Raw genomic sequence first — 13,764 nt, 5'->3', positions numbered from 1 at the left:
CCTATGCGTTTTTAGTTGTTTCTTCTATTTTTTGACTATCGGCATTCTCTTCTTTATGCTCGACTTTCTCACTCTTTTCAGGGGTTGTGTCCTCCATCTCAGCCTTAAAAGTCTTTATACCTTTGCCTAGTCCTTTTGCAAGTTCTGGGATCTTCTTTGCTCCAAAAAGTAAAACAATAATCGCTAAAACAACTAGCCAGTGACCAATACTAAAAGAACCCATTTTTTCTCCTCAATAAATTTTTCAAAATGTTATCATAAATTCCTGAATTTCTAGCAATCTATCCACTCATCAATAACGCGTCTTAAGTCTATTTTCGAGCTTTTTAGCCTCATCGCTCTAAGAATTGATTTTAGGCCCTTATAACTCTTTTCAATGTCATCATTTACCAAAAAATAATCATATTCTAAGATGTGCTCCATCTCACCAACTGCGTTCATTAGGCGATTTTCTATCGTCTCCTCACTATCAGTTCCGCGGTTTTTCAAGCGCTTTTTAAGCTCTTTTTTGTTTGAAGTTGTGATAAAAACTGAAGTGATATAGCTTTTAAATTTTTCAAGTGCAATGTGAAAGCCTTGCACGTCAATGTCAAATATGACTATCTTGCCAGCCTCAAGTGCTGCCAAAACAGGCTTTAGACTCGTTCCATAATAGTTTTTATGGACCTGCGCCCATTCTAAAAATTCGCCCTTTTCTATGCCGCTTTTAAACTCATCTTCTTTTATAAAATAGTAATCCACTCCATCGACTTCTCCATCTCTTTTTGCTCTAGTCGTACTTGAGATAGAGAAATAAAGATCCTTCTCTTCCTTTAAAAGACGGCTCAAAAGAGTACTTTTTCCACTTCCGCTAGGCCCAGAAACTACTAAAATTTGTCCTTGCAACTACTTTTCCTCAAAACTTATATTTATCTTTATGTTCATATCTTTTAGCACATCTCTTAGCGAGCTTTCATTTAACGACTCATGGACATGTTTTGTGATCTTTTTGGTTAGCTCTTCTTTATAGTCAGCATCGATTTTTATTTCATCGCATGAGCTAGTTTGTGGTGCATTATTTAATCCAAATGCTGCTTGCATCGTATTTTCATCTATTTCTTCAATAGACGCTACATCAAAATTTGGGCTACCCAACGTCTCTTCTTTAAAATTTTCTTCCTCAAACACCTCATCTACCATACCTAGATCTTCTTGAGCAATGGCTTCTTCAGAAATTTCTTCATGATCTTCTTTGGCTGGCTCTTTTTCAAGGTCTATATCTTCGCCCAAAGAAATCTCCTCTGCTTCTTTGGTAGATTCTTCATCTCTATCTTCCTCTAAATTTTGACTAGCTTCATCTATCAAATTTGCCTCGCTACTTTCAGGCTCAAAATTTTCATCACTACCAAAATCAGTCTCTAGCTCATCAAAATTTTTGCTATCTTCACTAGCTTCTTCGTTTAGCTCTTTATCCAAAGATTCGATCTCACTTAGCTCTTTTTTACTTTGGCTTATATCATCTACAAAATCTTCATTAAGCTCGGCAGTTTCTAAATTTTGAGAATTTTGCTCGACCATTTTATCAAGCTCATTTTTAGCCTCTTCATCCGCCAAGTCGCTCTCGCCCATATCATCTATCTCATCTACAAGCGAACTAAGCTCATCAAAGTCATTGCTATGCTCTTCTTTTATCACAGGCGGCTCATTGTTTTGCTCTAAGGATTTATCTATATCTTCTGAATCAGCCATATATTTGCTAGCTATGTCATTTATAATATCATCATCTATGAGTTCAGTGTCTGTTTCATCAAAACTGATATCTTTATCCTTTAAATCCTCGGCCTCTAGTTCACTTAGCTCCTCTTTTAAAAACTCATCATCTAAAGCCTCATTATCAAATTTATCTGCCTTATCATCTTCTTTTGCTAAATTTTCAAGTCCCATGTCAATTTCTGGAAGCTCAAAATTTTCTAAATCATCAAAGTTTTTATTACTTTCGTCAAAGTCATTAAAATTTGCAGACTCATCTAGTCCAAGCTCAAGTTCTTTATCATTGTCAGTATCTTTGTTTTGTTCAAACAAACTAATAAATTCTGTTGGTAAAAAGGGCTTTTCAAGCATAACATCAGCAAAATCTGGCTTTTCACTGCCTCTAGGTGCTAGATACATTATCTTTTGATTTAAATTAACATCGCTGCTATCCATATCACTATCGATGATAATATAATCAAATTGATCTCCAACACTATTAACATCGTCAAATTCGCTATATTCTATGCCTAGCTTATTTAAACTTAACGTTATAAGGCGAGAAACTGCTGGGTTTTTGTTTACAAGTGCAACTTTCATGATCCCTCCTTGAAGAGCTTGAGGCTGTATTCTATGATAAATTTCATTGCTATTTACTTAAAAAAATAGTGCTGGCATATCGTTTAAAATCTGCACCATCATATCAGTTATGATTTTTATAATGCCAGCTAAAATAGCTATCAAAACCGAAAAGCCGATACTTACCTTAATAGGATAGCCAACGACTAATAGGTTAAATTGTGGCATAGTTTTCATAAGCATGCCAAAAATAGCATCTGAAAGTATAGAAAGCGCGATAATAGGAAAAGCCAGAACAAATCCAAACATAAAAAGATTGCCAAAAAGCTTTAGGGCGTAGCTCATCACACCACTTCTTGGATAAAAATCTCCAAGCGGTATAGCAGAAAGTGAAGTGGAATAAAACTGTAATATCAAATGGTGTCCATCAAGCATCAAAAATGCAAGAAGCGCAATAAAATTTAGAATATTTGCAATTACTGGCGAATTTGTACCAGTTTGCGGATCAAGCACTGAAGCCATCGAAAAACCCATAATCATAGAGATCTGCTCGCCCGCCATTTGAAGTATAGCAAAAACGATATTTAGCAAAAGCCCAGCACAAAGTCCGAGCATAGCCTCACTTAAAATTTCCATGATCAAAAAATTTATAGCATGCTCATGGGCATGTGAGAGCGGGAAAAGCACGATACAAAGGGCGAAAACTAGCAAAGTTTTTACGACCATTGGGATTTGATTGTGAGAAAAAAATGGAAAAAATACGATAAGCCCACTAAGACGTGCAAAAAGGAGCATAAAGGTTATGACTTTATCAGCTCCAAAAAACTCGACTAGTTCCATCCTCTTATATTAACGCCTCGTCCATCTCAGCTGGAATTTCAAGTCCCATAATCTTTAAAACACTAGGAGCGATATTGTTTAGACCACCGTTTTTTACTTTTTTTACGCCATCAGCCATCACAAAACAAAAGACATCATAAGTCGTGTGATTTGTCAGTAGCTCACCGCTGCTATCACGCATTTCTTCGCAGTTTCCGTGATCGCTCGTGATGATCATCGCATAGTTTTTCTCTTTTGCCTTGGCGTAAATTTCTCCAAGAGCCGTATCTACCGCCTCTACTGCTTTTATAGCTGCCTCATAGTTGCCAGTGTGCCCTACCATATCGCCATTTGCGAAATTTACCACAATGAAGTCCTGCTCGTCATCCATACCCTTTAGCACGGCTTTGCAAACCTCTGCTGCACTCATCTCTGGCTTTTCATCGTAGGTTTTTACCTTTGGGCTAGGGATAAGCACTCTTGTTTCGTTGCTGGCTAGCTCCTCAACGCCGCCGTTAAAGAAAAAAGTTACGTGAGCGTATTTTTCGGTCTCAGCCGTGTGAAGCTGCCTTAATCCAGCGGCTGCGATGACCTCACTTAGCGTGTTTTTTATCTTTTCATTCTTAAAGAGCACTTCAAATTTAAAATTTGCGTCGTATTCAGTCATGGTGATAAGATTTTTGATAGCAAAAGGTCTCTCAAACTCGATAAATTTCTCATCACCTAAAGCCTGACAAATTTCTCTTGCTCTATCATTTCGAAAATTTATAAAGATCACGCCATCATCTTCGCTCATACCCTTAAAGCCGTTAAAGCTCGCTGGCTTTACAAACTCATCAGTCACGCCCTCATCATAGCTTTTTTGTAGATACTCGCTTGGTGCTAGATTGCTTAAATTTGCCCCATTTACTAGGCTATCATAGGCCTCTTTTACGCGCTCCCAGCGTTTATCTCTATCCATCGCGTAAAATCTCCCACAAACGGTAGCTACTTTAAATTTAGCCTCCAAGCTTTTTATGAAATTTAGACCGCTATTTGGGCTAACGTCACGTCCGTCGGTGATAGCATGGGCAAAAACTTCGCAACCATTTTTGCTGGCAAGCTCGCACATACCATCAAAATGCTCCATATGTGAGTGCACGCCGCCGTCGCTATAAAGCCCTATGACGTGAATTTTTTTGCACTTTTTAAAAAGAGCTTTTAGGGCTTCATTTTCTGCTATCGAGCCGTCAGCGAAGCTGCGTGAAATTTTGACCAAATTTTGATACAAAACTCGCCCACTTCCTATACACATATGCCCTACTTCGCTGTTTCCCATCTGCCCTTCAGGTAGTCCCACAGCGTTTCCAGAGGTTTTTATGAGCGAGTTTGGAATTTCTTTAAAAAATTTCTCGTAATTTGGCTTTTTAGCCGCCTCAAATGCGTTAAATTTACCGCTTTTATTAAATCCAATACCATCAGTTATTATTAAAATAGTTTTTTGACTCATTTTGAAAATTTATCCTTAATTTTAGATAATTTTTAAGGCCATTATACTAAAATTGCTTTTTTTAAAAATAAAGGCTCTCATGTTTTACTATATCTATGAAATTTTAAATTTTAATATCTTTCAATACATCACCGTCCGTGCTGGTATCGCTTTTTTCATCGCTTTTGCACTCACAACTTATTTGATGCCCAAATTTATCACTTGGGCAAAGGCAAAAAACGCCGCCCAGCCTATCTACGAGCTTGCCCCACAAACTCACCAAAAAAAGGCCAAAACGCCGACCATGGGCGGACTTGTCTTTGTCTTTACAGCCGTACTTTCCACGATAATTTGCGCAAGGCTTGATAACGCATTTGTCTTAACATCGCTCTTTTGCCTAGTTTGCTTTACACTGCTTGGCTACAAGGACGATTACAGTAAAATTTTAGGAGCAAAAAATCACGCCGGCCTAAGCCCAAAAGCAAAACTATTTTTTCAATTTCTCATCGCCTTTTTGATCGCATCATTTTTGTACTTTAGCAAAGAGTTAAGCACTGAATTTTACCTACCATTTTATAAGCAACCGATCTTTGACATGAAAATTTTTGCCATTTTCTTTTGGACACTGGTCATAGTCGCTGCTTCAAATTCAGTAAATTTAACAGACGGGCTTGACGGGCTAGCTACTGTGCCATCGATATTTTCACTTTTAACACTTGGCGTTTTTGCTTATATCTGCGGACACGCTGTCTTTAGCTCATATTTACTCTTGCCAAAGATCATAGGTGTTGGTGAAAGCGTTGTTGTATCTTCAGCTTTAATTGGCTCATTGATGGGCTTTTTATGGTTTAATTGCCATCCAGCCGAAGTCTTTATGGGCGATAGCGGTAGCTTAAGCGTTGGAGCATATATCGGTTTTATGGGCGTTGCGACCAAAAACGAAATCTTACTCATCATTATTGGCCTTATATTTGTCGTTGAAACCCTAAGTGTTATCTTGCAAGTGGGTAGCTTTAAAATTTTTAAACGCAGAATTTTCCTCATGGCGCCTATACATCACCATTTTGAAATAAAAGGCTGGGCAGAAAATAAGATCATCGTTCGCTTTTGGATCATCGCACTTTTAGCAAATCTAATAGCACTAACCGCACTAAAGATCAGATAAGGAAAGTCATGAGAAAATCGCTATTTGGCTACGGTGGCACGATAAAGGCAATCGCAAAGAATTTCACAAAAGACGGTCTTTGGGATATCTATGATGATAAATTTAGTGAAATTTCAAAAGATGAGTTTGGCAACACTCTTTTGCCAGTTAGCGAATTTGATCCAGCAAAAAGCAGCCTAGAGATACCAAGTCCAGGTATCCCGCCTCATCACGAGCTTATTAAAAAAGCTAGAAATTTGGTAAGCGAGTATGACTATTTTTATGAAATTTATAAAGAAAATCTGCCATTTAATATCTGGATAAGTGGCACAAACGGCAAGACTACGACAACCAAGATGACACAGCACCTACTAGAGAGCAAGGGCTCAGTCATGGGTGGCAACGTTGGCATTGCGCTGGCAAATTTAGACTCAAACGCTAAAATTTGGATACTTGAGACTAGCTCATTTACACTTCACTACACAAATCACGCTACACCTGGTATCTACGTGCTTTTGCCGATCACTCCAGATCATCTAAGCTGGCATGGCAATATGAGCGAATACGAAAAGGCTAAGCTAAAGCCGCTTGCTAGCATGAGCGAAAGTAGCGTGGCGATCGTGCCTGAAATTTACGCCAACACGCCAACAAAGGCAAAAGTGATCTCTTACAAAGATGAGAGCGATCTGGCTAAATTTTGTGGTGTAAGCGTAGATGATATAAATTTCAAAACGCCATTTTTGCTTGATGCACTGCTAGCACTGGCGGTGGAGAAAATTTTATTTGACCGCTGCGATGTCGCGCTTTTAAATACCTTCGTCATCGAGGCAAACAAGCTTGAAGAATTTAGCGATAAAAATGGCAGAATCTGGGTCAATGACACAAAAGCGACCAATATCGACGCGAGTATACAGGCCGTTAAACGCTACAAAGATCATTTCATACATCTAATACTTGGTGGCGATGATAAGGGTGTTGACATGACGCCACTTTTTGAAGGCTTAAAGAGTTTAAGAGTAAAAATTTACGCCATTGGCTCAAATAGTGACAAACTCATGAAATTAGCGACTAAATTTGGCATACCAGCTTTGAAATGCGGCTTTTTGCAAAATGCTGTCAATGAGATAAATAAAGAGCTAAAGACTAGCGAGATAGCACTTCTAAGCCCGGCGGCTGCGAGCCTTGATCAGTTTAGGAGTTATGCCGAGCGAGGCGATAAATTTAAAGAGTTTATAAAGGCGCTTTAAATTTACAAGCCCTTTTAAATAGCCTTGTCAAAAATAAAAACATGCAAATTTATGTTTTTGACATAAATTTTTACTATAAAGTTTTATTGTTGAATACTTTTTAAGTTTGTGCTAATATTTAGCAAAAATTTCCAAGGAAGTTTAATGCCTCTAACGCCCAGAAATGATGTAAATTTTAAAAGAAATTTAATAGATATTATAAAATTTTCATATGACAATGACATAAGTAGGCCATTTATATCTAACAACAAACTACTTATTGGATATGGCTTTAGCCTAAAAGATGATATAGAACTTATTTGTACTCAAATTTATAAAAACAACAAAGATAAAGTCATAAAAGATGTCAAGCGAACTATCACTAACACCACGAGCACGACTACCATAGAAAAGATAGATACAGATGAACTTTTAAAAAAGATAAATGACGCCGCAAAAGAGGCTTATGCAAAGTCTAGAAGTGCCGATACTTTACCTGAGTTTGAATTTAGCTCGGAAGATCAGCTAAATGCCATCTTGGAGCAAAAGCTTACGCCGCTAATCCAAGAGATAAATCAAAAATTAAACAACTCTCCACTTAAAAATTTACAAGCCGTTTCACTTACTTCAGATACACAAAACAGCCAAATTTCAAGAGAGCATGTCGCACTTTTAGCACTTCTTTATATCAGCAAGAAAAGTAATATTGATCCATCCCTAGCAAGCTACATCAAAAGCAAAAATCGTTTTAAGGCCTGGTTTTGGCTAGCATATGAGAGCTTTAGTGATGAAGCAAGCAATAAAATATCTCTTTTGCGAGAAAAAATTTCAAATCAGTTTGGGCTTTATGAAAGTGATGAACAAAATGTTAATTTTGCCGAGTGCATAGATGTTTTTAGCCATTTAAATATATCCAAAGCAAAATATAAATCAAAAAATCAAAACAATAAAGAGATCATCCAAGACGTCACTCATTTAGAATTTATGAAACTTCAAGAAAATGGATCAAATTTAAATGCATCAGATGCATCAAAGTGTGAGGCTTTATTTCAGCCATTTGTTACAAAGATAAATTCTTTATTAAGCACTCAAAGTACAAAGACCTTTAGCCTTGAAAACATATACTGCGTAAATTTAATCAGCTCAAATGCTTCAAACACTTCAAGAATAAATAAGCTCTTAAGGCAAAGAGAGGAGGAATTTTACAAACAAGAAAGTATACTCTTGCTATGTCCAAGGAAGATGACAACTCCCATTAGAGTCTTTCAACCTAAAAAGAGCGAATTTACCGTCGTGCTAGCTAGTCAGACTCCATTTGATTGCAGTGAGCTAAACCCAAAAGAGCTAAATTCTAGTAGGCCAAACTATGGCAAGGTAAATTTATGCGAGCTAATACTTACTGACTTTAAATTTGACTCTTATGAAGATAGTAAAAATGAAGAGATAAAATTTAAAAATACAAAGAGCAAAGATACGGTAATACTCTATCAAGAAAACAAAAATGAAGAAGATAAGATAAATGGTGCTACCTTTACTAGCATAAAGCAAAATAGTGATGATATAGAGTATAAACTAGAAGATGGCGCTATAAGCATGAAGTACTTTGAAGACCAAACGTCTAACAACAAACACCTAAATTTCTCTTTATTAAATTTTGCTAAAGAGAACAACTTTACCCTAAGAGATGATAAAGACTCAGCTATGTTTGATATAAGGCTTCGTCTAGCTCATGGCAACAATATAGTGCCCACATCAACATCAAGTTCAGGTCTTACTCTTACAATAAATAATCTCATCATTGAAAACGAAGATGGTAAGACAAGTGAAGATATAGATAAGATATATCTTCATCACTGCTTTGATAAAAGTATATATGAGAGTATATCTTTAGTAAAAAATGAAGACTCAGATATCAAAAACTCATATACAGCTACATTTAATATCCCAATAGATAAAGAGAATAAAGGAGATACTAAATTTATACTTTATTCAAGTGATCTAAGTAAAGTTTATAGCACTAAAGATATTCATGCTCACACTGATACAGCTGTAATATCTTTAGGATATCAAGATAAGAGTAGCTCTAACTTTTGCTATAGCAATAAGGTCTCGTTAAGAGATATAACAGATCATATAACAAATGTAATCTCTGATAGTGAGTATCCATTTAAGACAAATGAGCCAATATGCTTAAAGGCTATATATAAACAAGAAAAAGGTAGTAAGAGATATAAAGAGATACTTTGGGGATATAAGGTCATAAAAAGTAAAGAGTATGATGAGCTATCCAAATCAAATCCAAAAGATGCAGTGGACTTAAAAGATCAAAAGAGTAAAGAGATAACATTTAAAATTTTAGATGTTATACAAAAAGATGATCTAGATAAGCTAAAGCAAGGTGGTCATACTATAGTATTTTTTGCATATCTTGAAGGTGATAAGGATAAATTTAAGTTTTATACAAGATATGGCAAAAACCATATAAGGATAGATATAAAGATACCTTTATATATTAGATTTAGTAATGATAAGCTAGTTATATATGAGTTTGAGCATGCTATAAAAGAGAAGGTATTTGATGCTAAATTAAAGCTTAGTGATAATAAAGACGATGCTTTAATAAAAAATGATAATTACTTATATATAAATAAAGATATCTCATCAAATGAGATAAATATCTATGAAGATGATAAGCTAAGCAAAGAGCTAAAAAGTGATGAGAAGACAAATAAGAGCTATCAGATTTATGCAAAAGAAGAGAGCTCTAATAATCAGTCTAATGCAGATAAAGATGATAAGCTTGGTATAAATTTATTAAATAAAGAGAATATGGATAAATTTATTAACTCTTTTAATGAATCAAAGAGTTTAACCAGAGTAGATAGTGGTATGTGGGAAGATGGAGATGAGGGGGCAAATGTTTTAATAGAGATTAAAGATTATCCATTTACACTAGATATGTTAAAACAAGTGTTTACTAATATAAAAATAAATCAAGAATATATTCTGCAAGAGATGGTGGATGAGCTAAATAGAAGAGATGATGACGGAATTCAAATGTATGTAAAATATAAGCTTAATACTAGAAATAGATTAGAACATTTTTTTGGGCAATGTGCGGTAGAGGTGGAAAGTAGCTTCCCAAAACTGACAGAGAGCTTAGATTATAGCGTGGAAGGTCTTATGGGGTCTAATATTGGCTATTTTAAAAATAATTATGATAGAAGTAAGGATATAGGAAGAATAAAAGACAAAAAAGGAAAAATAATTCAAAAAGCCAATCAAGAAGCCATAGCCAATCTAGGATATGCTGATGAAAATAGACCTAAGGACTTGCGACTTGGCAATACCGAAGAAGGTGACGGCTGGAAATATAGAGGTAGAGGGATAATACAAATAACTGGTAGAGAAATATATACCGAATTTAATAAATTCGCACACAAAGTTAAATTAGTAGGAGATGAAGTAAGCTTTGTGGATAATCCAGAACTGGTAGCTGAAAATAAAACCTTTGCTTTTGTGTCGGCTGCATTTTTCTGGGCTAAAAAAAAGAACATTTACGATAGAGCCGATAAAAGCAAGCCGGAATTAGACAATGAAGAAATAGTAAATAGAGTAACAGATTTAGTAAATGGCGGTGCAAATAAAGAAAGCAGAACAAAAAGAATAAACTCTTATAAACGTATAAGAGAAGCAAATATATTTAAGAAATTTAAATAAAGGGCTGAAGTATGAAATTTAAAACTATTTTATTAATAAATTTACTAATAAACTTAAATTTATATGCTTTTGAAGCTTTAATGCCTAGCCAAGCTACCAATAAAGCGATCGATAATTTTGAACAGATCGAAGACGAATTTTTTACCGGTGATGACTATTTTTCAAACGATTACAGTACTAATACATCCCCTAGCTTTAAATGTTCTGATGCTAAGGGCAAATATAAATTTAAAGAGTACTCTTTAGAAGACTTTGTTTGTCAGTCCAAATTTCTTGCTTTTAGAGATAACTATTTTGCTGATCTTTATAATCTAATTGTAAAAGAAGCTCCAAATTTAAAAGAAAAAGCTCTAAAGATAGCAAGAGAGAGGATAGCTAAAACTCAAAAAGAGTGTATAGATGGGTATTCAAAATATTTTCAAGTACGGGTTAAATATAATTATAGCGTCGGCAATTCTATTCATTGTACTAGATCTTACTATAGAAACTCCACTGCAAAACTAGCTTTACTTCTTTATAAAAATAATAAAGAGCTATTTAAAAGAATTTACGGCGAAGATTATGAGAAATTTAAAGAGGTCTTTGAAGATACTTTAAAGTATGTGCCGATACTTTACTCTTTTAGAGATCTAAAAGACATAAAAAAAACAGATAAAAAGCCATATGCTGAGTTTTTAAGAAAATATGATGACTATACTGGCGATTATGACAATTATCGTATCCATGATCTAATTTATATAGTGTTAGTCCAATACTCCTTAATAGACAAAAATGGTCATTTGATTTTGCCTGAGAATAGAAAAGAGGAGTAGTGTGTCTACTTCTTTAAAAAATATTTAAAGCCAGTCTAAAACATGATGATGTCTTGATAAATAAAAATATAGATCAAGCGTAGGACGTAAATATCTATGAAGACGACAAGCTAAGCAAAAAAATATGGATAAATTTATTAGCTCTTTTAATGAATCAAAGAGTTTAACTAGAGTAGATAGTGGTATGTGGGAAGATGGAGATGAGGGGGTTGGGGGTTGATTTAAAAACAGACAATAAAATTGCTTGGGGTAAAAAAGTTTCTTTAGAATTTAAGGAAAAAGTTATAGAAATATGTATAAATTTAAAAATAAATCCTGATTTTTTGATGTCATGTATGACTTTTGAGACAGGTGAGACTTTTTCAGCTAGTATAAAATCCAGTTGCTAGTGCTAGGACTTATACAATTTTTAGAAACAACAGCAGCCGGTCTAGGGACAACCACATTAAAACTAGCAAATATGTCTAAAGTTGAACAACTTGAATATGTAGAAAAATATTTTATGCCTTATGCTGGAAAAATTGAAACCATAGAGGACATTTATATGGCAATTATTTATCCAAAAGCTATTGGCAAGTCGAACGATTACGTATTATTTAGTTCTAGTAGTTCTAGCTATATAGCAAATAAAGGATTAGACAAAAATATGGATGGAAGCATTACAAAAGAGGAAGCTGCGGCAAAAGTTAAGGAAAAATTAGAAAAGGGTCTAAAAAAAGGCTATAAAGGTTAATTCTATGAAAAGATTTTTATTTTTATCACTACTTTTTATCGTATTTTCTAATGCTCAAAACTTAAGTATAGAAACATATAGCAAGGATAACAAATGCTCCATAAGTATAAACGATGAAAAGATTTATAGTAGAGAGTGTGAGTATGAGCTTGAACCAAATTTAATATTTTATACCAAAGTTAATCGCAGCGAAGTGTGGATATTTCAAGACATACAAAACTATTCCGCCTGTAGTGGACACGGACCTTTGAGAATTTTTGAAAAGAAAGATGACGATAAGATAAAATTTCAAGGCGAGATAGATTGGTGCGCGAGTGTGCCACTTGTTGAAGTCACTAATGAAAGCATCTTAATAATAGACAAACCACGCAAAAATACACTAACCAACAACGGCGACCCAAATTTTAAAAGTAGCGGAAAACGATCAGACGAAAGAAAATATAAATTTGAGAATGGAAAAATCAAAAAGATATAGTTTTGCCTTTGTTAAATAGATATAATGCGACTAAAAAAGAGCGGATCGATATGGCAAAAAAAGATAGTTATTTTTATTTTATGGTGCTAGCCTTTATGGCGCATAATGCCTACGCAAAAGATATAAATTTAACTGGGCTTTACAAGAATGAGCCTTGTAATATTTCAATAGAAATAACGAAAAATACCAATAAGGCAAAGTATTTTTACAAGATAGTTGATAATAATCAGACAAATTCACAAGGCTATATATCAAGCATAAAAAGCAATGGCGAAGGTGGATTTTATATAAAATTTAAAAAGATTGACGGGATGTATGAAAGTGATAGCATAGTCATACAAAACTATGGAAATTCTATGAACGAGTATAATCATTTTGAAGATTGCGATAGTAAATATTTAAAATTTGATAAATAGGGCTAGCGTGCGTGATTTTGTAATTACTTTTTTTAAAGCCGAAGAAATAGGATATTGCTATGAAAATGAAAAAATTTTAATAGCTATTGCTATGTTCGAATGCGAGGGTGACATACATTATACAAATGGTGGTTATTTTTGGGTAAATAAAAGAAATACCAAAAGTTTAGAAATTTTATCAAAACCAACACCAATAAAAAATAATGTAAATGAGCGCTTGATGGGAATAAATTTAAAAATTCAAACTACATATATGAAATTTATGGCGACATAATATCTGGTGAAAAAATGTATTTGAACATTTTTAAGCAAGAAAAAACTATTTTTAAAAGCGATGATTTACAACAGATAGAACAATAAGAATTCCTATTCAAAACTTAAAGAAATAGATAGTGGGCTGCCTGCGAGTTTTGATAAATTTTATAAGAAATCGAAGAATAAATATCAATAATAGTCTATAAAAATATAGAGATTATAACAATAAATAATCTCATCATTGAAAACGAAGATGGTAAGACAAGTGAAGATATAGATAAGATATATCTTCATCACTGCTTTGATAAAAGTATATATGAGAGTATATCTTTAGTAAAAAATGAAGACTCAGATATCAAAAACTCATATACAGCTACATTTAATATCCC

14 protein-coding genes are annotated in these 13,764 nt (G+C 34.3%); 9 read left to right on the top strand and 5 right to left on the bottom strand.

From position 1 onward, the window contains the following. Window position 1: 1 nt before the first annotated feature. Genes tatA through gpmI form a run of 5 tightly spaced genes read right to left on the bottom strand, consistent with a single transcriptional unit; the run spans window position 2 to window position 4,615 of the window. Window positions 2–223 carry a twin-arginine translocase TatA/TatE family subunit gene (gene tatA, locus F3H00_RS06960; protein ID WP_021091616.1) on the bottom strand — a complete coding sequence of 74 codons (222 nt, stop codon included), beginning with the start codon at window positions 221–223 and terminating at the stop codon, window positions 2–4. A gap of 50 nt (window positions 224–273) precedes the next feature. Beyond that, entirely contained in the window at window positions 274–885 is a 612-nt protein-coding gene (gene gmk, locus F3H00_RS06955) for a guanylate kinase (RefSeq protein ID WP_148800762.1), read from the bottom strand. After that, complete coding sequence (locus F3H00_RS06950) at window positions 886–2,328, bottom strand: Highly acidic protein (protein WP_148800764.1); 1,443 nt, start codon at window positions 2,326–2,328, stop codon at window positions 886–888. A 57-nt stretch (window positions 2,329–2,385) separates the two neighbouring features. Next, window positions 2,386–3,147 (bottom strand): flagellar biosynthetic protein FliR, encoded by a 762-nt coding sequence (gene fliR, locus F3H00_RS06945; protein WP_103559878.1) that lies wholly within the window; start codon window positions 3,145–3,147, stop codon window positions 2,386–2,388. A 4-nt stretch (window positions 3,148–3,151) separates the two neighbouring features. Beyond that, on the bottom strand, window positions 3,152–4,615 hold the full coding sequence (gpmI, locus tag F3H00_RS06940) for a 2,3-bisphosphoglycerate-independent phosphoglycerate mutase (protein ID WP_148800767.1): 1,464 nt from the start codon (window positions 4,613–4,615) through the stop codon (window positions 3,152–3,154). 79 nt (window positions 4,616–4,694) lie between these two features. On the opposite strand from gpmI, the gene mraY reads away from it, so the two are divergent. From mraY to F3H00_RS06900, 9 genes are all read left to right on the top strand, one after another. Continuing rightward, window positions 4,695–5,759 carry a phospho-N-acetylmuramoyl-pentapeptide-transferase gene (gene mraY, locus F3H00_RS06935; RefSeq protein WP_148800769.1) on the top strand — a complete coding sequence of 355 codons (1,065 nt, stop codon included), beginning with the start codon at window positions 4,695–4,697 and terminating at the stop codon, window positions 5,757–5,759. Between the two features lie 8 nt (window positions 5,760–5,767). Next, window positions 5,768–6,985 carry a UDP-N-acetylmuramoyl-L-alanine--D-glutamate ligase gene (murD, locus tag F3H00_RS06930; protein ID WP_148800771.1) on the top strand — a complete coding sequence of 406 codons (1,218 nt, stop codon included), beginning with the start codon at window positions 5,768–5,770 and terminating at the stop codon, window positions 6,983–6,985. 144 nt (window positions 6,986–7,129) lie between these two features. After that, entirely contained in the window at window positions 7,130–10,684 is a 3,555-nt protein-coding gene (locus F3H00_RS06925; RefSeq protein ID WP_149703778.1) for a glycoside hydrolase family 19 protein, read from the top strand. An 11-nt stretch (window positions 10,685–10,695) separates the two neighbouring features. Beyond that, window positions 10,696–11,496 carry a hypothetical protein gene (locus tag F3H00_RS06920; RefSeq protein WP_084041576.1) on the top strand — a complete coding sequence of 267 codons (801 nt, stop codon included), beginning with the start codon at window positions 10,696–10,698 and terminating at the stop codon, window positions 11,494–11,496. 200 nt (window positions 11,497–11,696) lie between these two features. Beyond that, complete coding sequence (locus F3H00_RS10575) at window positions 11,697–11,885, top strand: hypothetical protein (RefSeq protein WP_223155251.1); 189 nt, start codon at window positions 11,697–11,699, stop codon at window positions 11,883–11,885. After that, window positions 11,879–12,229 carry a hypothetical protein gene (locus F3H00_RS06915; protein ID WP_222862607.1) on the top strand — a complete coding sequence of 117 codons (351 nt, stop codon included), beginning with the start codon at window positions 11,879–11,881 and terminating at the stop codon, window positions 12,227–12,229. The genes F3H00_RS10575 and F3H00_RS06915 overlap by 7 nt, the downstream gene beginning before the upstream one ends. A 4-nt stretch (window positions 12,230–12,233) precedes the next feature. Next, complete coding sequence (locus tag F3H00_RS06910; protein WP_148800831.1) at window positions 12,234–12,704, top strand: hypothetical protein; 471 nt, start codon at window positions 12,234–12,236, stop codon at window positions 12,702–12,704. Window positions 12,705–12,706: 2 nt separating this feature from the next. Beyond that, window positions 12,707–13,120, top strand: coding sequence for a hypothetical protein (locus F3H00_RS06905; RefSeq protein WP_149703777.1), 414 nt, complete (start codon window positions 12,707–12,709; stop codon window positions 13,118–13,120). A gap of 7 nt (window positions 13,121–13,127) precedes the next feature. Further along, the gene (locus F3H00_RS06900; RefSeq protein ID WP_149703776.1) at window positions 13,128–13,394 is read left to right on the top strand and encodes a hypothetical protein; all 267 of its coding nucleotides are present in this window, start codon (window positions 13,128–13,130) and stop codon (window positions 13,392–13,394) included. Window positions 13,395–13,764 lie beyond the last annotated feature (370 nt).

It is taken from the genome of Campylobacter concisus (assembly GCF_902460845.1).
Lineage (GTDB): Bacteria > Campylobacterota > Campylobacteria > Campylobacterales > Campylobacteraceae > Campylobacter_A > Campylobacter_A concisus_X.
Note: the sequence above shows the minus strand (reverse complement) of the source record. Positions and strands in the feature narration are given on the sequence as shown.